At 68.5% G+C, this 19719-nt stretch carries 13 protein-coding genes; 6 read left to right on the top strand and 7 right to left on the bottom strand.

Annotated features, from left to right (window positions below):
- Nucleotides 1-5: 5 nt before the first annotated feature.
- Nucleotides 6-1004, top strand: coding sequence for an endonuclease/exonuclease/phosphatase family protein (locus ACZL02_RS03495; RefSeq protein ID WP_472938786.1), 999 nt, complete (start codon nucleotides 6-8; stop codon nucleotides 1002-1004).
- Nucleotides 1005-1042: 38 nt separating this feature from the next.
- On the opposite strand, the gene ACZL02_RS03490 is transcribed toward ACZL02_RS03495, so the two are convergent.
- Together ACZL02_RS03490 and ACZL02_RS03485 are read right to left on the bottom strand one after the other, a co-directional pair.
- The gene (locus tag ACZL02_RS03490; RefSeq protein ID WP_472938785.1) at nucleotides 1043-1435 is read right to left on the bottom strand and encodes a lysozyme inhibitor LprI family protein; all 393 of its coding nucleotides are present in this window, start codon (nucleotides 1433-1435) and stop codon (nucleotides 1043-1045) included.
- Nucleotides 1436-1495: 60 nt separating this feature from the next.
- Nucleotides 1496-3148 carry an electron transfer flavoprotein-ubiquinone oxidoreductase gene (locus ACZL02_RS03485; RefSeq protein ID WP_472938784.1) on the bottom strand — a complete coding sequence of 551 codons (1653 nt, stop codon included), beginning with the start codon at nucleotides 3146-3148 and terminating at the stop codon, nucleotides 1496-1498.
- A gap of 365 nt (nucleotides 3149-3513) precedes the next feature.
- Here ACZL02_RS03485 and ACZL02_RS03480 point away from each other — a divergent pair, with 365 nt between their 5' ends.
- Nucleotides 3514-4419, top strand: a complete 906-nt coding sequence (locus tag ACZL02_RS03480; RefSeq protein WP_496258405.1) for a uracil-DNA glycosylase family protein — start codon at nucleotides 3514-3516, stop codon at nucleotides 4417-4419.
- 61 nt (nucleotides 4420-4480) lie between these two features.
- Here ACZL02_RS03480 and ACZL02_RS03475 read toward each other — a convergent pair whose 3' ends face one another.
- Nucleotides 4481-5320 carry a helix-turn-helix transcriptional regulator gene (locus ACZL02_RS03475; RefSeq protein ID WP_472938782.1) on the bottom strand — a complete coding sequence of 280 codons (840 nt, stop codon included), beginning with the start codon at nucleotides 5318-5320 and terminating at the stop codon, nucleotides 4481-4483.
- A 98-nt stretch (nucleotides 5321-5418) separates the two neighbouring features.
- On the opposite strand from ACZL02_RS03475, the gene ACZL02_RS03470 reads away from it, so the two are divergent.
- Both ACZL02_RS03470 and ACZL02_RS03465 read left to right on the top strand, forming a co-directional pair.
- Nucleotides 5419-6312: an SDR family oxidoreductase gene (locus ACZL02_RS03470; protein ID WP_472938781.1), complete on the top strand. Its 894-nt coding sequence runs from the start codon at nucleotides 5419-5421 to the stop codon at nucleotides 6310-6312.
- Nucleotides 6313-6579: 267 nt separating this feature from the next.
- Nucleotides 6580-7827: an MFS transporter gene (locus ACZL02_RS03465; protein WP_472938780.1), complete on the top strand. Its 1248-nt coding sequence runs from the start codon at nucleotides 6580-6582 to the stop codon at nucleotides 7825-7827.
- Between the two features lie 85 nt (nucleotides 7828-7912).
- Here the strand turns inward: ACZL02_RS03465 and ACZL02_RS03460 are convergent, their stop codons facing one another.
- The gene (locus ACZL02_RS03460) at nucleotides 7913-8863 is read right to left on the bottom strand and encodes a DMT family transporter (RefSeq protein WP_472938779.1); all 951 of its coding nucleotides are present in this window, start codon (nucleotides 8861-8863) and stop codon (nucleotides 7913-7915) included.
- 333 nt (nucleotides 8864-9196) lie between these two features.
- Here ACZL02_RS03460 and pepN point away from each other — a divergent pair, with 333 nt between their 5' ends.
- Together pepN and ACZL02_RS03450 are read left to right on the top strand one after the other, a co-directional pair.
- Entirely contained in the window at nucleotides 9197-11845 is a 2649-nt protein-coding gene (gene pepN / locus ACZL02_RS03455; RefSeq protein WP_472938778.1) for an aminopeptidase N, read from the top strand.
- Between the two features lie 262 nt (nucleotides 11846-12107).
- Nucleotides 12108-14345, top strand: a complete 2238-nt coding sequence (locus ACZL02_RS03450) for a sensor histidine kinase (protein WP_472938777.1) — start codon at nucleotides 12108-12110, stop codon at nucleotides 14343-14345.
- 131 nt (nucleotides 14346-14476) lie between these two features.
- Here the strand turns inward: ACZL02_RS03450 and ACZL02_RS03445 are convergent, their stop codons facing one another.
- Genes ACZL02_RS03445 through ACZL02_RS03435 form a run of 3 tightly spaced genes read right to left on the bottom strand, consistent with a single transcriptional unit; the run spans nucleotide 14477 to nucleotide 19692 of the window.
- Nucleotides 14477-15277, bottom strand: coding sequence for an EF-hand domain-containing protein (locus ACZL02_RS03445; RefSeq protein WP_472938776.1), 801 nt, complete (start codon nucleotides 15275-15277; stop codon nucleotides 14477-14479).
- Nucleotides 15278-15317: 40 nt separating this feature from the next.
- Nucleotides 15318-18287 carry a bifunctional [glutamine synthetase] adenylyltransferase/[glutamine synthetase]-adenylyl-L-tyrosine phosphorylase gene (locus ACZL02_RS03440; RefSeq protein WP_472938775.1) on the bottom strand — a complete coding sequence of 990 codons (2970 nt, stop codon included), beginning with the start codon at nucleotides 18285-18287 and terminating at the stop codon, nucleotides 15318-15320.
- Complete coding sequence (locus ACZL02_RS03435) at nucleotides 18262-19692, bottom strand: sensor histidine kinase (protein WP_472939100.1); 1431 nt, start codon at nucleotides 19690-19692, stop codon at nucleotides 18262-18264. The genes ACZL02_RS03440 and ACZL02_RS03435 overlap by 26 nt, the downstream gene beginning before the upstream one ends.
- Nucleotides 19693-19719 lie beyond the last annotated feature (27 nt).

Below are 19719 nucleotides of genomic sequence, written 5' to 3'. Positions count from 1 at the left end.
CCCGCATGGCCCCGCTTTCCCAGCGCCGGCAGATCGCCGGCGGCGTCTTCCTGTTCGCGGCTGTCGGCCTCGGTTTCGGCTTGCTCGCCGGCTTCTTCGGCGACCGCGTCCATCTGTTCGACACCGCCGCGCACTTCCGCGCGCACGCCGCCGTGCTGCTGCTGGTCGTGGCGATCGCGCTGATCTGGTCGCGGCTCTACGCGGCAGCGCTCGCCTCGGTCGTCGCCGCCGTGCTCGGTCTCGCAACGGTCCTTCCCTACATGCTGCCGCTGCCCCAAACCTCGATCGCCGCAGCCGGTGCCCCGCGCTACACGCTGCTGCAGATGAACCTGCGCTACGACTCGCCGGACAAGCCAGCAGCCGTCAGGCTGATCGGCACGCTCTCGCCGGACGTCATCACCGTGCAGGAGGTCTTCGACGGCTGGCGGCCTGTCTTTGACGCCATTGCCGAGCGCTATCCCTACCAGTTCTACTGCAACCATTCCGACGGCTCGAGCGACGTCGCGATCCTGTCGCGCCGGCCGTTCGCCGATGGCGATGTCGGGGTCTGCGATCCCACCAGCGGCTTCACGGCAAAGCGTGTCGACTTCAACGGGCTGCAGGTGATCGTCGGATCCCAGCACCTGCGCTGGCCTTCCCCCGGGCGGCAGTGGATCCAGGTGGCGCGGCTGACCCCGACGCTGGCAAAGCTAGGCGATCCGCTGGTGATCGCCGGCGACTTCAACGCCGCGCCCTGGAGCGCTTCGGTGCGCACCATGGCGGCCAACAGCGGAACCCGGATCGCCACGGGCATCGGCCCGACCTGGTTCGTCAACTTCCTGCCGCCGGTCTTCGCCCGCTTCATTGGGCTGCCGATCGACAACATCCTGACATCGGCCGGGATCGAGATCATCAAGATCGAACGCACGGAAGCGACGGCCTCCGACCACCTGCCGGTGCTCCTGACCTTCACTTTGCCCTTCGCCGATCCGGAAGAGCCGAAAGTGCAGACCGTCGCCCGGTAAGTGGCTTGGGCGGGCCAGCCAACTGTCCGGCCGGCCGGCTATTGCGGCTCGATGTTCTCCAGAACCGACTTCAGCGCCTCGGTCCGCTGCTCGATGATCGCGGCCCGGCAGGCGGGATAGGAGAGATCGCGGCCGTTCGAGCCGTATTCGGCCTGGTCGAGATAGATCAGGCAGGACTTGTCGCGGTAGGCGAGCCACGCCCGCTGCTCGTCCAGCAGCGCCGGCTTGCTGTCCTCGGCGATCCCCGCCATCAGCTTCTTCCAGGCGACGTTGAGGCGGGCGTCCTCCCGGTCCACCCAGGCCCCGCCGCATTCGCCCATGTCCACCATCGTGGCGTCCGCATCGCCGACGCACGCATCGTATTTCTCATCCGCCAGAGCCGGCGCGGCAAGGAGGGGCAGGAGCAGAAGGAGCGGCGAGAAAAGGCGCATGTTGGTCTCCATCAGGGATGCCCTCCGGATCGGGCTGAGGTCTACGCCGGCAAGATACCATCACATTGTCTGGTAGACCGGTCCCTCGCCACCCTGTGGCGGCACCCAGTTGATGTTCTGGTTGGGATCCTTGATGTCGCAGGTCTTGCAGTGGACGCAGTTCTGCGCGTTGATCACGTAGCGCGGCTCGCCCTCGGCCTCGACCCATTCATAGACGCCGGCCGGGCAGTAGCGCTGCGAGAGGCCTGCATAGACGTCGTGCTCCGAGGTCTTCTGCAGCGCCATGTCCTTCACCTGAAGGTGCACGGGCTGGTCTTCCTCGTGGTTGGTGTTCGACAGGAACACCGAGGAAAGCCGGTCGAAGGTCAGCTTGCCGTCCGGGCGGGGATAGTCGATCGGCGTGTGCTCGGCCGCCGGCTCGGTCGAAGCGTAGTCCGGCTTGCCGTGTTTCATCATCCCGAACAGCGACACGCCGAGAAGCTGGTGCGCCCACATGTCGATGCCGCCGAGCGCGACGCCGAGCGCCGTGCCGAACTTCGACCAGAGCGGCTTGACGTTGCGCACGCGCTTCAGGTCCTTGCCGATCGAGGAGGTCCGCCAGCCCGCCTCGTAGTCCGACAGCCGGTCGTGCGCGCGGCCCGAGGCGATCGCGCCTTGCGCCGCTTCCGCCGCCTGCATGCCCGAGGCGATGGCGTTGTGGACGCCCTTGATCCGCGGCACGTTGACGAAGCCCGCCGAGCAGCCGATCAGCGCGCCGCCGGGGAAGACCAGCTTCGGCACCGACTGCCAGCCGCCCTCGGTGATGGCTCGGGCGCCATAGGCGATGCGCTTGCCGCCCTCGAGCAGCGCAGCGATATCGGGATGCGTCTTGTAGCGCTGGAACTCTTCGAAGGGCGAGAGATACGGGTTCTTGTAGTTGAGGTGGACGACGAAACCGACATACACCTGGTTGTTCTCGAGGTGGTAGAGGAACGAGCCGCCGCCTGTCTTCATGTCGAGCGGCCAGCCGAACGAGTGCTGCACGAGGCCGGGCTTGGCCTTTGCCGGATCGATCTCCCACAACTCCTTGATGCCGAGGCCGAACTTCTGCGGCTCGCGGCCCTCGGCGAGGCCGTAGGTGCGGATGAGGTCCTTGGCCAGCGAGCCGCGCACGCCTTCGCCGATGAAGACGTACTTGCCGAGCAGCGCCATGCCGCGCTGGTGCATCGGACCGGGCTCGCCGGATTTCTCGATGCCCATGTCGCCGGTGGCGACGCCGATCACCGCATTGGATTCGTCGTAGAGGATTTCGGTCGCGGCAAAGCCCGGATAGATCTCGACGCCCAGTGCCTCGGCCTTCTCCGCCAGCCACTTGCAGACGAGGCCGAGCGAAACGACGAAGTTGCCGTGGTTGTCCATGAGCTTGGGCATCAACGCGTTCGGCAGCCGCATTCCGCCTTGCGCGCCATAGAAGTAGAAGCGGTCCTCGGTCACCTCCTGGCGGATCGGCGTCTCCTCGCCGCGCCATTCCGGAAGGAGGACGTCGAGCGTCGAGGGATCGAGCACGCAGCCAGAGAGGATGTGGGCACCGACCTCGGCAGCCTTTTCGAGGACGACGACCGTCCGCTCGGGGTCGAGCTGTTTCAGCCGGATCGCCGCGGCAAGACCTGCCGGCCCTGCGCCGACGATCACTACGTCGAATTCCATGCTTTCGCGCTCGGGGGTCTCGCTCATGTCGTCTCCATCGTCATTCGGCAGAAGTGTCCGGGCCCGCCGGTGTGGGCGAGGGTCCGGGCCGTCGGTCGAGGCTGTGCAGGTGGTGCCGCGCGCGGCGGACTATGCATCGGTCGCCCGGGAGAGGCGGCGTTTCCTGCTCCATCCGATGCCGCATTTAGAATAGCTCGAAAATTGCCCAAAGCGAGGCCCGATCAGCGCTTTCGCACCGCTGACCCCGCGCCCGCAACCGACTGAGGCGGTCGGCTTGCCCGGCGTCGCGTCCTTGCGCGCGCCGAGCCACCGCCGGACAGTCGCGCTTTTGCCGCCGGTGGCACCCGGTCGCGCTTTGCCGCCGGCCCGGCTTGCGCTAAGACGATCGCATGATGCCGAGCGGAACCCCTGCCCAGATGCGTGCCGCCGCGGCCGCCCTTCTCGACTGGTACGCGGCCGCCGGCATTGACACGGTGATGCTGGATGCGCCGCGCGACCGCTTCGCCGAGACCGAGGCGGAACTCGCCGCCCGCGCCGGCCGCCGCCAGGGTTCCGCCGAGGCGCCCGCCACGGCGAGAGGCGCTGCGTCGGCGCCGGCAGAACGGGTCGCGCCGCCGCCGCGACCGGCGCCGATCGAGAGCTTCCCCGCCGCGGGCATTGCCGTCCCCGACGAGATAGCCATCGCCGACGCGCATGCCCGCGCTACCTCCGCCACGACGCTCGCCGAGCTCGAGACGGCGCTGGCCGGCTTCCAGGGCTGCAACCTCCGCCTCACCGCCCGCTCGCTGGTCTTCGGCAGCGGCCGCGAGGATGCCGATATCATGCTGATCGGCGAGGCCCCGGACCGCGACGAGGATGTCGCGGGCGAGCCCTTCGTCGGCAAGTCCGGCCAGTTGCTGACCCGGATGCTCCAGGCGATCGGCTTCACCCGCGAGGATGTCCGGCTGGCCAACGCCGTGCCCTGGCGCCCCGCCGGCAACCGCCCGCCGACGGCGCTCGAGACCCAGATCTGCCAGCCCTTCATCGCCCGGCAGATCGAACTGGTGCAGCCGAAACTCGTCGTCTGCTTCGGCCCCTATGCCGCGAAAGCGATCCTCAACCTCGACGAAAGCTTCCTGCGCCTGCGCGGTCAGTGGCAGACCTACAGTTTCGGGGTGGACTGCAACGAATCGATTCCCGCTTTGCCGATGCTGAGCCCGACCTATCTCCTGAAGCACCCGAACCAGAAGAAGCTCGCCTGGCGCGACCTCCAGTCGGTCAAAGCGCGGCTCGACGAACTGATGGCGCCGGCAGTCTAGCGCGCTCTGGATCCGACGGCTGGATCCGACGAGATGCCCGAAGACGCCCGATCCTCTGGATCTAAAGCGCCGTGCGCAAGACACCGGCGGCTGCCAGCATGCGGATCTGGTCGGCGACGGACGGGTCGACCGGGTTGTAGACGATCATCCCGAGATCCGGACGGCCGTCAACGGCGAAGGCCGAGTATTCGAGCTCGATCCAGCCGAGCACGGGATGCCGGATCCGCTTCAGCCCTTCTCCATGCGCATTGACGTCGTTGTCCTGCCAGAGCGCGGCGAATTCGGGGCTGGCCCTGCTGAGTTCGTCCACGAGGTCGGCGACCTCCGAGGCGGCGCCGGCCCGTGCCGCATCCGCCCGGAACGCGCCGACGACGAACCGTGCCAGGCTGTCCCAGTCGTGCTGCACGGCACGGACCGCCGGGTCGCAGAAGATGCGGCGCAGGATGTTGCGCTCGGCTGGGGGAACCGCGCCATAGTCGGTCAGCACCACGGCTGTGGCACGGTTCCAGGCGACCACTTCCCAGGTCGCGGTCTTGATCAAAGCGGGACAGACCTCGAACGTATCGAGCAGGCGTTGCAGCCGCGGGGTCACCGCACCGACGGGTTTGTAGCGGGTTTCCGGAGGCCGCCCGAGGCCCAGCATGAAGAGATGCTCGCGCTCGGTCTCGGTCAGCATCAGGCCGCCGGCGATGCGGTTGAGCACGTCCGCCGAGGGCGCACCGCCACGCCCCTGTTCCAGCCAGGTGTACCAGGTCGGGCTGATGTTGGAGCGCTGCGCCACCTCTTCGCGGCGCAGTCCCGGCGTGCGGCGTCGCCCCGAAAACCCGAAGGCCGCCGGATCGAGCTTGCCGCGCCGGTCCCTCAGATAGGAACCCAGAGGATTATCGACCTCGATCGTCATCATCGATCCTGTTAGTTCTTATAATAGGATAAGATCACTACTTTAATGGAAAAGTATTTAGCGCATTTGATGTGACCAGACAACAAAGGAGACTTCAGATGCGCATCTTCCTGACCGGAGCCAATGGCTTCATAGGCTCCCGGATCGTTCCCGAACTCATCGGTGCCGGCCATCAGGTGCTCGGCCTGACGCGGTCGGACTCAGGCGCCCGCGCGCTCGTCGAGGGCGGGGCCGAAGTCCACCGCGGCGTGCTCGAGGACCTCGAAAGCTTGCGCAGCGGCGCGGCCCAGGCGGACGCGGTGATCCACACCGCCTTCGACCACAACATGACCGACTTCGCCGCGAACTGCGAGAAGGACAGCCGCGCCATCCTCGCCCTTGGTTCGGCGCTCAAAGGCTCCAACCGCCCCCTCGTCATCACGTCGGGCACCGGCTTGGGCAACGGCGCGCCGGGCCAGCCCGCCACCGAGGACGCCTTCGACACCGCGCACGCGACCCCGCGCATCGCCTCGGAACTCGCCGGCGCGACACTTCTCGCAGAGGGCGTCAACGTCTCGGTCGTAAGGCTCCCGCAGGTGCACGACACGGTCAAGCAGGGCCTCATTCCCTACTTCATCGCCTTGGCCCGGGAAAAGCGCCTCTCGGCCTATGTCGGCGAAGGGCGCAACCGCATGTCGGCAGCGCACGTGCTGGACGTCGCCCGCCTCTATAGGCTGGCCGTCGAGCGGGGGGAGGCAGGCGCCCGCTATCACGCCGTCGCCGAGGAGGGCATTTCGGTACGCGAGATCGCCGAAGTCGTCGGACGCGGCCTCGGGGTCCCGGTGGCTTCGATCCCAAAAGAGCAAGCCGTCGCGCATTTCGGATGGCTCGCCGCGTTCGCCGGCATGGACCTTGCCGCATCGAGTGCCGTAACGCGGGAAAAGCTCGGCTGGCACCCATCCGGCCCAGGCCTGATCGCCGACCTCGAGGCCATGGACTACGCGGCGTCCTGAAGCATAGCCTGCACCCGCGGCTTCGAGATCCAACGTCATTTCGGCAGATGCCCGCCGGAATGACGCAGCCGGACACGCCGCTGTCCAAATCACCGGGCATGGGTTAGGGGTCGGCACGCGATCCGCCCGCCACACCTCGACAGGTCGACCGCCTTTCCACTTCGGGGCGGCACACCGACGGTTCGTGCTTCGCCCCGCTGTTCGTGGGGAAATGTCTACTGTCGCTTGTGCCGCTGGCGCGCGCCGGCCCGTCGTCGAAAGCCTGCCATGTCGTCGTTGCTGCCCATCGTCTCGCTGCTGATCTCGACCTTCTTCCTGATGGCGGGTGCAGGTCTGCAGGGCATTCTCCTCCCCGTTCGCGGCGCGATCGAGGGCTGGTCGACCTACGAGATCGGCTTGCTCGGCACCGGCTACGCCATCGCCTTCACCATCGGCTGCCTCGTCGTGCCGCGCATCGTGCGCCAGGCCGGGCACGTCCGGACCTTTTCCAGCCTCTGCGCGCTGCTCGCCATCGGCGTTCTCATGCTGGCGATGATCGTCCACCCGATCGCCTGGATCCTGATCCGCGGCCTCGCCGGCTTCGCGCTGGCCGGCAGCTACATGATCATCGAGAGCTGGCTGAACGAGCGCGTCACCAACGACACCCGCGGCCGGGTGTTCTCGCTCTACATGATCATCTCGATGCTCGCGATGGCCGGCGGCCAGTACGTCATGCCGCTCTCGCGCCCCGAGCTGACGACGCCGTTCATGATCTGCGCCATCCTGTTCGCGCTGGCGGTGATCCCGACCGCGCTGTCGAAAGCGCCCTCGCCCAAACCGCTGACCACGACCAGTCTCGACCTGAAGCTCATCTACCGCAACTCGCCGGCGGCAGCGGTCGGGGTGTTCCTCGCCGGCGTCCTGTCGGGCGCCTGGAACAACATGTCGCCGGTGTTCGGCCAGCGCCTCGGCTTCTCCAACACCGAGATCGCGACGCTGCTCGCCGCCACCATGGCCGGCGGCATCGTCTTCCAGTACCCGCTCGGGCGCCTTTCCGACCGCATGGACCGGCGCTACGTGATGACCGTCGCCGGCCTCATCGGCGTCGCCATCGCGCTCGTGGCGCTGGTGTCGCAGAGCGGCAATGCCTACTGGCTTTTCGCCACCGCCTTCGTGCTCGGCGGCGTCATCTACCCCGCCTATTCGCTGACCGTCGCGCACGCCAACGACTATGCAAGGCCGGAGGACTTCGTGAAGGTCTCGGGCGGCCTTCTCATCCTCTACGGGTTCGGCACCATGGGCGGGCCACTGCTCGCCGCCTGGCTGATGGAGACTTTCGGTCCCTCCGGCATCTTTGCGGCCACCGGGGCGGCGCATGCGATCTTCGCCGGCTATGCCTACTACCGTACCTTCCGCCGCAGCGCGCCGCCGGCCTCCGAGCGGTCGGACTTCCAGACGACGCCGCTGGCGAGAACGCAGACGCCCGCCTCCTTCGCGCTCGATCCCCGCGCCGAGAGCGCGCCGCAGAACGCCTGAGGCAGCAGCTTCGACAGGCCCGGCCGCCCTGCGCCGATGAAACGGCCTGGCTTGCGGGCCCCCAAGGCGCCTGTTCCCGGTACGCTCACCCCGCCGGCGGCGAGACCTTGCGCGCCTTGTTGCGCTCGATGCCGAGGCGGTGCTCGCGGTAGATGATGAAGATGCCGGCGCTGACGACGATGAGCGAGCCGAGGAGCGTCGTCCACGTCACGTCCTCGGCGAACAGGAAGTAGCCGAGCCCGACCGCGAGGATCAGCGAGGTGTACTCGAACGGCGCGATGGTCGAGGCGTCGGCGTAGCGGTAGCAGGCCGTCAGCAGCAACTGCCCGACGCCGCCGCAGAGGCCGGCGAGCACCAGGACGCAAGCCTGGCCGGGCGTCGGCCAGACCCAGCCGAAGGGAAGGCTGACCAGCGAGATCGCCGAGCAGGTCAGCGAGAAGTAGATGACGATCGTCGCCGTCTTCTCGTGCCGCACCAGGCGCCGCACCTGGATCATCGCGACGGCGGCGACGGCGGCCGATCCCAGCGAAGCGAGGATGCCGACCGCCTGCGCCCGGTCGAAGCCGGCCTCGAAGAAGGTGAGGTTCGGCAGCGCCACCACCAGCACGCCGACAAGGCCGACCAGCACCGCCGACCAGCGGTAGAGCCGCACGACCTCCTTCAGGAACACCGCGGCGAAGACGACGGTGAGGAGTGGCGAGGCATAGGAGATCGAGATCCACTCGGGATAGGGCAGCCGCGTCAGCGCGAAGAAGCCGAGCGACATCGAGCTGACGCCGATCACCCCGCGCCAGACATGGCCCGGCAGATCGTCGGTCTTCAGCGCGGTGCGGAGATCGCCGAGCCAGGCGAGATAGGCGACGACCGGGATGAGCGCGAAGAACGAGCGGAAGAAGACGATCTGGCCGGGGGGAATGTCGTCGCCCGACAGCTTGATGAAGGTCTGCATCCCGACGAAGACCACCACGGAGACGATCTTCAGTCCGATGCCCCGCGCCGGGTCCGATTGGAGCCCGCTCGCCACTGCTCTGCTCATGCCGCTCATGCCTCTCGGCAGCACGTCCGCGCCGCCTTCTCGCCGGGCGCGGCGTGATGCCGGCCAGTCCGGCTGCGCTGGCGCCCGCGTCCCTTGTCGCCGAGGCCGCCGGCCGTGGCAACCGTCGTGGCAAACCGCCGGCGTCACCATTTGTCTCCCGCCATGCCGCTTCGTCATCACCGGCATAGCGCCGCATTCTCGCGGAAACGGCGGAAGACGGTTACAGCCGAAGATTGCAGGCCTACAGTCCCTGCGACGCGTCACGCCATTTGCAAACCCCGCGGGGCAGTCTATCCCGGCTGACCAAACGCTGGCCGCTCCGAAGGATTCTCCATGCTGCGCACCGAACAGGGCCTCGCCATTCGCCTCGAGGACTATCGCCCGACCGATTTCGTCGTGCACACGGTGGACATGCTTGTTCAACTCTTCGACGGGCACACCGACGTCCTGACAACGCTGGTGCTGGAGCGGCGCGCCGGTACGTCTGAGGCGGCGCCGCTGGTGCTCGCTGGCGACGAGCTGGCGCTGGCCTCGCTGACGCTGGACGGCGTTGCGGTCGCGCCGTCGGCCTATGCCGCCAGCCCGCGCGAGCTGTCGGTCTCGGGCTTGCCGCCCGCGGGCCGTTTCTCGCTCGCCATCGGCACCCGGCTCGACCCGGCCGCCAACACCAAGCTGATGGGCCTCTACCGCTCGAACGGCGTCTGGTGCACCCAGTGCGAGGCCGAAGGCTTTCGCCGCATCACCTATTTCCTCGACCGGCCGGATGTCCTCGCCACCTACCGGGTGCGGCTGGAGGCGGACAAGGCGAGCGTCCCGGTGCTGCTGTCGAACGGCAATCCCGGCGAGCACGGGCCGCTGGCGGACGGCCGCCACTTCGCCGTCTGGGACGACCCGCACCCGAAGCCGGCCTACCTCTTCGCCCTCGTCGCCGGCGACCTCGACCGGCTCGACGACCACTTCACCACGCTCTCCGGCCGCCGCGTGGCGCTGGCGATCTACACCGAGAAGGGCCGCGCGCACGAATCGCTCTACGCCATGGATGCGCTGAAGCGCTCGATGGTCTGGGACGAGCAGCGTTTCGGCCGGGAATACGATCTCGACGTGTTCTCGATCGTGGCGATCTCCGACTTCAACATGGGCGCCATGGAGAACAAGGGGCTCAACGTCTTCAACCACAAATACGTGCTACTCGACCCCGAGAGCGCCACCGACGCCGACTATGCCGGCGTCGAGACGGTGATCGCGCACGAGTACTTCCACAACTGGACCGGCAACCGCATCACCTGCCGCGACTGGTTCCAGCTCTGCCTGAAGGAAGGCCTCACGGTCTTCCGCGACCAGGAGTTCTCGGCCGACGAGCGCTCGGCGGCGGTCAAGCGCATCGCCTCGGTGCGCGGCCTCAAGGCGCATCAGTTCCCCGAGGACCAAGGCCCGCTGCAGCACCCCGTCCGGCCGCGCGAGTACCGCGAGATCTCCAACTTCTACACCGCGACGATCTACGACAAGGGCGCCGAGCTTGTGCGGATGATCGAGACCATCCTCGGGGCCGACGGCTTCCGGAAGGGGATGGACCTCTATTTCGACCGGCACGACGGCGATGCGGCGACGATCGAGGACTTCATCCGCTGCTTCGAGGACGCGACCTCCGCCGACCTCAGCCAGTTCGCGCTCTGGTACGACCAGGCGGGCACGCCGACCCTGTCGGTGCGCGAGGAGTATGACGCAGCGCTCGGCCAGCTGACCTTGACGCTCTGCCAGTCGCTCACCCAGGGCACCGCCCGCACCGGCACGAAGCCGATGCACATACCGGTCCGTTTCGGTCTGGTCGGCTCGAACGGGCAGGACATGGCGGCGCGGCCGCTGCGCGGCGCCGAGGTCGAGGGCGACGTGATCCATCTGCGCGAAGCCGAGGAGACCGTGGTGTTCGAGGGCCTCGGCGAGCGGCCCTACGTCTCGATCCTGCGCGACTTCTCCGCGCCGGTCACCTTGCGCTTTGCCCAGAGCGGCACCGACCGGCTGGCGCTGGCGCGCCTCGACCCGAACCCGTTCAACCGCTGGCGGGCGCTGTCCGATCTCGCCGGCGAGGCGCTGGAGGCGGCGGCCCGCGACGCCCGCGGCGGCCGCGCCCCTACGATCGATCCGGCGATCGTCGATGCGCTCGTCGCCACCGCCACCGACCCGTCGCTGGAACCCGCCTTGCGCGCGCAGACGCTGGCGCTGCCGAGCGAGGCCGACATCGCCCGGCTGATCGGCGACAACGTCGATCCCGACGTCATCCACACCGCGCGCATCGCGATCATCGGCGCCATCGGCGAGCGCGGCCGCGCGGCCTTCACCGCGTTGCGGGCGGAGCTTGCCGATGCCGCCGACTTCGCGCCGGACGCGGCGAGCGCCGGACGCCGGTCGCTGCGCAATGCGGTGCTCGACTTCCTCTGTGCGGCCGCCGGCGAGCCGGACCTTGCCGCCGAGCAGTACGGGGAAGCCCGCAACATGACCGACAGGCTGGTCGCCCTCACCGTGCTCTGCCACCGCTTCCCGGATGCCCCGGCGACGCGCCAGGCGCTCGCCGACTTCTACGACCGCTTCGAGACCAATGCGCTGGTCATCGACAAATGGTTCTCGCTGCAGGCCACGGCACCGACGACGCGGGCGCTCGAGACGGTGAAGGCGCTGGCCAGCCACCCGAAATTCCAGCTCGCCAACCCCAACCGGGCGAGAGCGCTGATCGGCGCTTTCGCTGCCGGCAACCAGGTCGGTTTCAACCGGGCCGACGGGGCTGGTTATGCCTGGGTGGCGGAAATGATTCACTCGCTCGACGAACTCAATCCGCAGATCTCCGCGCGCATCGCCACGGCCTTCCGGTCATGGCGATGCTTCGAGCAGGGCCGGCGCGAGCAGGCCCGGGCTATCCTTGCCCAACTTGCTGAAAAGAATGATCTTTCGGTTGACCTGCGCGATATTGTGGACAGATCCTTGGCCTGATTGACTCCAAGTCAACGGTAAAAATTCACCTTTTCTCAAGCTATGGACAAGGTGATTCGCGTCTGATCAAGTGGCAGTGATTCGGATGTGCGGCGTGCCGGATCGTCGAGGTGTCTTTCAAAGGTTTGGCGGTATGGGTGCGGACGCAGCAAGCGTGCCGGCAGGGGGACGTTTGTCCCGATTCGAGGGTCTGCTGAAACGTTTTTCGGACATCGTCCTTCGGGCCAGGGGGCTCGTTCGACCAAGCCATACCGGCACCCTCATGTCGGCGGAACCGGCGCTGCGGCGCGCCATCCCCATCCTCATCGTCTGCTTCCTGGCGGTCCTCGCGATCGCCCGCTTCCTGTCGCTGGTCGAGGACCGGCGGCTGGTCGAGGACGAGGCGGTCCAGAGCCTGAAGATCGGCGCCAGCCTGATGCGCGCCGAGCGCGCCGCGCTGATCAACACCGCCCCGCTGGAAGGCGCGACGCTCGCCGACGAAGCCGACGCCCTCCTGACCAGCGCCTTGCCGGGCGAGCTGATCGAGAACGGCCGCTTCGCCCTCATCTCCGATCCCGCCGGCACCGTCGTCGGTGCCTTGCCGGGCTACGAGCGCCACCTCGGCGCCAGCCTCGACACGCTTCTGTCCGGCATCCAGCCGCTGATGATGTTCGGCGAGCGCGCCGGCGTCATCGAGACCAGCTTCGAGGGCGAGCCGGCCCTCGTCTCCAGCGCCACCCTCGCCGTCCCGCTCGGATCGATCACCTTCATTCAGAAGGAGAGCGACCTCTACGCCGACTGGCGCCGCTCGGTCTCGATCAACGTCACCCTCTTCGCCCTCACCAGCCTCGTGATGCTGGTCGTGCTCTACGCCTACTTCCGCCAGACCGTCCGGGCGCGCGAGGCCGACGCGCTCTACATGATGGCCCACCAGCGGGTCGACACTGCCCTGTCGCGCGGCCGCTGCGGCCTCTGGGACTGGGACCTCGCCCGCGGCCGGATGTACTGGTCGCGCTCGATGTACGAGATCCTCGGCATGCCCGCCAAGAACGGCGTCCTGTCCTTCTCCGAGGTCGCGCAGCTTCTCCACCCTGACGACGGCAGCCTTTTCCAGGTCGCCCGTGCCGCCGCCTCCGGCAAGGTGCTGAACCTCGACCGCTCCTTCCGCATGCGCCGCAGCGATGGCCAGTACATCTGGCTGCGCGCCCGTGCCGAGGTCACCCGCAACGCCGACAACGAGATCCACGTCATCGGCGTCGCCGTCGACGTCTCCGAGCAGCATGCGTTGGCCAAGCGCACCGACGAGGCGAACACCCGCCTGCAGAACGCCGTCGAGAACATTTCCGAGAGCTTCGTGCTCTGGGATAGCCGCGGCCGGCTGGTGCTCTGCAACAAGCGCTACCAGGAGGTCTACGGCCTCGCCGATGCCGAAGTGACCGCCGGCACCAGCTACGAGACCGTGATGGCGCGCGCCCGCAAGCCGATCGAGACGCGCCAGCTGACCAGCCCGAGCTTCGTCGCCGGCGAGCGTGCGGCAGAAGCGATGCTCGCCGACGGGCGCTGGCTGCAGGTCTCCGAGCGGCGCACCAGCGATGGCGGCTTCGTCTCCATCGGCACCGACGTCACCCAGCTGAAGGTCCACCAGGAGCGCCTCAGCGATTCCGAGCGCCGCCTGATGGCGACGATCAACGACCTCTCCGCCGCCCGCCGCGATGCCGAGGCCAAGGCCCGGCAGCTGTCCGACGTCAACGAGTCCTACATCGTCGAGAAGGAACGGGCGGAAGGCGCGAACCGCGCCAAGACCACGTTCCTCGCCAATATGAGCCACGAGCTGCGCACGCCGCTCAACGCCATCATCGGCTTCTCCGAGATCATGCGCGACGGCTCCTTCGGGCCGATCGGCTCGGCGAAATACACCGAGTATGCCGCCGACATCCACGACAGCGGCCACTACCTCCTGAAGCTGATCAACGACATCCTCGACATGTCGAAGATCGAGGCGGGACGCCTGATGCTCTCGCCCGAGCCGATCGATCTCAGCGAGATCATCGGCGAGGCGACGCGCTTCGTCGAGATCCAGGCTGAGCAGAAGCGGCTGGCCTTGCGCACCGTCGTGCCGCGCCAGCTGAACCTTGCCGCCGACCGCCGCGCCACCAAGCAGATCCTGCTCAACCTCCTCGCCAACGCGGTGAAGTTCACCGATCCCGGCGGCACGGTCGATCTCAGGGCCCGCCAGATCGGCGAGACGGCGGTCATCACCATCCGCGATTCCGGCATCGGCATCCCGCGCACCGCCCTCGGCAGCCTTGGCCGCCCGTTCGAGCAGGTGGAAAACGAGCTGACGCGCACCAACAAGGGCACCGGCCTCGGCCTCGCCATCGCCCGCTCGCTGGTCGAGCTGCATGGCGGCACCATGCGCATCGCCTCGCAGGTCGGCATCGGCACCGTCGTCTCGGTCCGGCTGCCGCTGGATGCCCGCTTCGTCGCTCCAGTCGACAGCTACCGCGCCGAAGCTGCCTGACCCCCGAGACGCCCGCCCGCCCCATCGAACGCCCGCCACAATAACCGCCCACCACAATGACGGCCCGCAAAAAGGCCCCGGATCGCTCCGGGGCCTTTCTCATGTCGTCATCGTCTCCGGGTGCCTGCGGACTATTCCCCGCGCGGGCCTTCCATCGACTTGCCGTGGTGGTGACGCCACTCCTTGCCGCCGTCGTGACGCCCGCCGTGATGGCGGCCCTCCCCGTGCGGGCCCTTGCCATGACCCTTCATGCCGTGACCCTTCATGCCATGCCCCTTCATGTCAGGGCCGATGCCCCGGTGCGCCTCGCGCAGTTCGCGGGCATCGATCTTGCCGTCATTGTTGAGGTCGAGCACGGCGAAGCGCTTGTCGCGCATGCCCTCGCTCTCGGCCAGCGTGACGACGCCGTCGCCGTCGATGTCGAGGCGCTTCATCATCCGCGCCGCGCGGCGCTCGGCCATCTGCTTCAACACCATGGCCTCGAGCTCGTCCTCGGACAGCGTGCCGTCGCCATTGGTGTCGGCCGCCTTCAGGCGCTCGAGCTTGCCAGCCTGGAACTCGGCCTTGTCGATGGTGCCGTCCCGGTTCTTGTCCATCCAGCCCATCGGTCCGCGCCGGCCCTGTTCGGCCGCGGCACCCGGGCCCGGCATCGGCCGCACGTCCGCATCATCGGCGTCGTCGTCGTCATCGCCGGCCATGGCGTCGCCCTGCATGTCATTGCCCGGCATGTCATTGCCCGGCATGTCGTCGCCCGGCATCGCTTCGTCGGACATCTCGCCCGCCGGCGCGGTGGCGCCCGGCATCGCTGCATTGGGGGCGGGGGCAGCGGCGGCCGGTGGCGCCGGCGGTGTTGCGGTCTGCGCATAGGCGAGGCCGGACGCGCCGATCGTCATGACGACGCCGCAGAGAGCCAGTTGCTTGATACGGTTCATGTAAACTCCTTCTGCACCGCGGGGTGCACTCCGGGCGGCGTCAGACGCCGTCCTCGGAAACCAGGGGAAGCAGCCGCTCGAACGTCGAACGCACGAGGGCCGCGGTTTCTCCAATGACCGGCTCGATCCCCTCGGACCCGTCGACGCCGAGGGCTTTCGCCACCCGCTCGGCCAGGCCTTGCGGGAGAGAGGCGATCCCATGGACATCGGACGGGCCGAGCCGGGTCAGTTGAATAACCCTGGTGTAGGCGTCCATCGATGAACGCAGACTGACTGCCGCCTTACCAATTCGTAAGGCTGGCAGATCATCGAGCGCCGCCAGCACGCTTGCGGTGGGCATCCCCACCATGTCCGCGCCGACGAGACCGTCGAGCACCGCCCACTGCGCCAGGAATTCGAGGTCGGTCAGCCCGCCGGACAGCCGCTTCAGATCGAGAGCGCCCCGCGGCGGCTTGTCGCGCGACAGCCGCGCCCGCATCGCGGCGACGTCGGCGCGCAAGGTGTCGGCATCGCGCGGCGCGGCAATGACGTCGCGCACGGTCTCGTCCACCGCCGCGCAGAGATCCGCATCGCCGGCAAGGTTGCGCGAGCGGGTCAGCGCCATCCGCTCCCAGGTCCAGGCCTCGGTCTGCTGGTAGCGCCGGAAGGCGTCGACATGGGTGGCGAGCGGACCCTTGTTGCCGGACGGGCGGAGACGGAAGTCGACGTCGTAGAGCACGCCCTCTCCCATCGGTGCCGTCAGCGCCGCGATCAGCCGCTGCGTCAGGCGGATGTAGTAGACGCTGACCGGCAGCGGCTTCGGGCCGTCGGACTCTTCGGCCTCGACGTCGTGGTCGTAGAGCAGCAGCAGATCGAGGTCGGAGCCCGCCGTCATCTCGCGGCTGCCGAGCCGGCCCATTCCACGCAGCACGACGCGGCCGCCCGGGACCCGCCCGTGCCGCTCGGCAAAATCCGCCTGGACCGCCGCGAATGCCGCCGCCAGCACAACGTCGGCGATGGCCGAATATCCGTAGCCCGCCGCCTCGCCCTCGATCGCCCCGACCAATAGCCGGGCGCCGACGAGGAACTTTTGCTCGGACGTGAAGATCCGCAGCCGGATCAGGCTGTCCTCATATCCATCCGCCTCGGCGAGGAAGGCGGCCAGCCGCCCGGCGAGATCGGCCGCGCGCGGCATCTCGCGGAAGAAGGCCGGCTCCAGCAGCGCATCGAAGACGTGCGGCCGGTGCGAGATCGTCTCGGCAAGGCGCGGCGCCGCGCTCATGATCAGCGCGAGCAGATCGAGCAGCCGCGGATTGGACGCGATCAGCGAGAAGAACTGCAGCCCCGCCGGCAGCTTGCCGACGAAGCCGTCGAAGCTCGCCATCGCCGCGTCCGGGTCGCCGGCCTTGGCGAAGGCCGAGAGCAGTGCCGGCAGCACCCGCGCCAGATGCTGGCGCGTCGCCTCCGCGCGGGTCGCGCGCGTGCGCCCCTCGCCCCAGTTGCGCAGCATCCTTGCGACGTCACCGGGGCGCTGGAAGCCGAGCGCGCTCAAGCGTTCGAGCAAGGCCGCATCTTCCTCGCCGCCGAGCAGGCTGTCGACCGACGGCGCGTCCGATCCCCTCTCCTCGCCGGCGAAGAGCTGCGAGAACCGTCGCTCCACCGCCCGCATCCGGCCGAGCAAGGCGCCGGAAAACCCGTCGAGATCGGCGAATCCCGCCAGCCGCGCGACGCGCTCGAGGCCCGGCACGTCGTCGGGCAGCGTGTGGGTCTGATCGTCGGCGACCATCTGGATGGCATGCTCGACGCGGCGCAGGAACCAGTAGGCCTCGATCAGCTCGTCGGCGACCGCGCGGTCGATCCAGCCGCCGTCCGCCAGCGCCAGCAGCGTCTCCTCCGTCCGCCGCAGCCGAAGCCCCGGTGCCCTCCCGCCGGCGATCAGCTGCTGGGTCTGGGCGAAGAACTCCACCTCGCGGATGCCGCCCGGCCCGAGCTTGACGTTGTGCCCGGCCACCGCCACGCCATCGAAGCCGCGGTGCCGGTCGATCCGATGCTTCATCGCCTGGATCTCGGCGATCGAGGCGAAGTCGAGATATTTGCGCCAGACGAAGGGCGTCATCTCGTCGAGGAAGGCGTCGGCTGCCGCCGCGTCGCCGGCCACGCAGCGCGCCTTGATCATCGCCGCCCGTTCCCAGTTGCGGCCCGACGCCTCGTAATAGGCGATCGCCCCCGGCACCGGGATGGCCAACGGCATGGCGCCCGGATCGGGCCGCAGCCGGAGGTCGGTGCGGAAGACGTAGCCGTCGCCGGTGCGCTCGCCGATCATTTGGATCAGCCGCCGCACCGCCCGCGAGAACATGTCGATCGCCTCGTCCGCGTCGAGGATGGCCGGAGCCTCGGGATCGAACAGGACGATGAGGTCGATGTCGCTCGAATAGTTCAGCTCGCCCCCGCCGAGCTTGCCCATGCCGAGCACGAAGAGGCCGCAGCCGGTTTCGGGCCGCAGCGGATCGGGCAGCGACAGCTTCCCCCGGCCGTGCAGATCCAGAAGCAGAAAGCGCACCGCCGCCCGCACCGAGGCCTCGGCAAGGTCCGACAGGTCGGCGGTGGTCTCGCGCCCGTCCGCCGCGCCGAAGAGGTCACGCAGCGCGATCAGCATCGAAGCCTCGCGCTTGGCCTCCCGCAGCAGCGTCATCAGCGAGCTCTCGGTCGCGGCCTCGCCCGGCAAGGCGCCGAGCCCCGCGATGATCGCGTGGATCTGCGCGCGCGCATCGCCGTCGAACAGCTGCTCCAGCCAATCCGGCCGCGCGAGTAGGATGGCGTTGAGATGGCCGGAAAGGTCGAGCACCGCGCCCAGCCGGTCGCGGTCGGCTCCCGGCACCGAGAGGAGCGCGGACAGGCGCGCGCAGCCGTCCTCGTCTGCCCGGCGGCGGAGATCGTCGATCCACGCCGTAGCGCGCGCGGCATCGAGCGGCAGCAGCTGCGCCCTGCCGCCGATCCTCAGGCCGTCAGCCGGCGTCGGTCCTTCTGGCATCGTCGCGGGCCTTTCCGTCGAGGGGGAAGTCGAGCACGACCTTAAGGCCGGGACCGGCATCCTCAAGCGAAACATGCCCGCCATGCAATTGCGCGATCGCCTGGACCAGCGACAGGCCGAGCCCGGAGCCCGGTTTGGAACGGCTGTCGTCGAGCCGGTAGAAGCGCTCCAGCACGCGGCCACGCTTGTCCTCGGGAATGCCGGGACCATTGTCGGCGACCGACAGTAGGCAGCGGTCGCCCCGCGTCTCCAGGCCGACCGTCACGACGGTCTCGGCACCCTCCCGCGGCGCGTATTTCAGGGCGTTGTCGATGAGGTTCGAGAGCGCCTGGCTGATCAGCTCGCGGCTGGCATGCGCCTCGACCGGCCCCGATGCCCGCACCTCCAGGCGCCCGCCGGCATCCTCGGCCATCGGCTCGTAGAGCTCGGCGACGTCGGCGACGATCGCCGCGACGTCCGTCGTGTCCTTCTCGGCGGGATGGAAGCCGGCCTCGACGCGGCTGATCATCAGCAACGCGTCGAAGGTGCGGATCATCTGGTCGGCCTCGGCGATGTTGCTCTCCAGCGCCGCCCGCGGATCGCCGCCGGACGCGGCATCCGCCAGCGCGCCTTCCGCACGGTTGCGCAGCCGTGTCAGCGGCGTCTTCAGATCATGCGCGATGTTGTCGGAGACCTGGCGCAAGCCCTCCTGGAGCAAGGCGATCCGCGCCAGCAGCGTGTTGAGGTTGGCCGACAGCCGGTCGAACTCGTCTTCCGCCCCGGTCACCGGCAGGCGCTCGCCGAGGTCGCCGGCGAGGATCCGCGCGCTCGACGCCGACATCTGGTCGAGCCGGCGCAGCGCGCGCCGACCGACGACGAACCAGGCGAACAGCGCCCCGGCGCCCATCAGCGCCAGCGCCAGGATCAGCGCCCGCTGCACGATGTAGCGAAACCGAACCTGCTCGCTCTGGTCACGCCCGACCAGCACCCGCATGCCGTTCGGCAGGCTCACGATCTCCGCCAGCGCCATGTGGTAGCGGTCGTTGACGTCGTCGGCGTAGCGCTCGTAGCCGAAAGCCTTCTCGGTAAAGCCGCTGTCGTCGAGGACGCCCGGCTCGAGGCTCTCGACGTTGCCGGCAAGAATCCGCCCGGTCGCGTCGGTGACGAGGTAGAGCGAGGCGCCCGGCTGGCGCGAGCGGCGCTCGATCGCCCGCACCAGGCCGACGATGCCGCCATTCTGGTAGATCTGGCCGAGCTCGGCGATCTCCTCGGAAATGGTCTCGTGGCTCTGGTTCTGCAGGATGCCGCCGGCGGTCGCCGTGACGTAGACCACCAGCACCACCGCGAAGATGGCGAACAGCGCGAGGTACACCGCCGAGAGACGGACGGCGGTCATCCGCATCAGCGCGCGCAGGCGGCGCATCAGGTCGCCCTTCCCGTCGCGGGACCGATC

Source organism: Mesocryomonas fontinalis (assembly GCF_055730125.2).
Note: the sequence above shows the minus strand (reverse complement) of the source record. Positions and strands in the feature narration are given on the sequence as shown.

Coding starts and splice junctions, on each gene's coding strand:
- ACZL02_RS03495 (WP_472938786.1), top strand. CDS start 6: ATGGCCCCGCTTTCCCAGCGCCGGCAGATCGCCGGCGGCGTCTTCCTG.
- ACZL02_RS03490 (WP_472938785.1), bottom strand. CDS start 1,435: ATGCGCCTTTTCTCGCCGCTCCTTCTGCTCCTGCCCCTCCTTGCCGCG.
- ACZL02_RS03485 (WP_472938784.1), bottom strand. CDS start 3,148: ATGAGCGAGACCCCCGAGCGCGAAAGCATGGAATTCGACGTAGTGATC.
- ACZL02_RS03480 (WP_496258405.1), top strand. CDS start 3,514: ATGCCGAGCGGAACCCCTGCCCAGATGCGTGCCGCCGCGGCCGCCCTT.
- ACZL02_RS03475 (WP_472938782.1), bottom strand. CDS start 5,320: ATGACGATCGAGGTCGATAATCCTCTGGGTTCCTATCTGAGGGACCGG.
- ACZL02_RS03470 (WP_472938781.1), top strand. CDS start 5,419: ATGCGCATCTTCCTGACCGGAGCCAATGGCTTCATAGGCTCCCGGATC.
- ACZL02_RS03465 (WP_472938780.1), top strand. CDS start 6,580: ATGTCGTCGTTGCTGCCCATCGTCTCGCTGCTGATCTCGACCTTCTTC.
- ACZL02_RS03460 (WP_472938779.1), bottom strand. CDS start 8,863: ATGAGCAGAGCAGTGGCGAGCGGGCTCCAATCGGACCCGGCGCGGGGC.
- pepN (WP_472938778.1), top strand. CDS start 9,197: ATGCTGCGCACCGAACAGGGCCTCGCCATTCGCCTCGAGGACTATCGC.
- ACZL02_RS03450 (WP_472938777.1), top strand. CDS start 12,108: ATGTCGGCGGAACCGGCGCTGCGGCGCGCCATCCCCATCCTCATCGTC.
- ACZL02_RS03445 (WP_472938776.1), bottom strand. CDS start 15,277: ATGAACCGTATCAAGCAACTGGCTCTCTGCGGCGTCGTCATGACGATC.
- ACZL02_RS03440 (WP_472938775.1), bottom strand. CDS start 18,287: ATGCCAGAAGGACCGACGCCGGCTGACGGCCTGAGGATCGGCGGCAGG.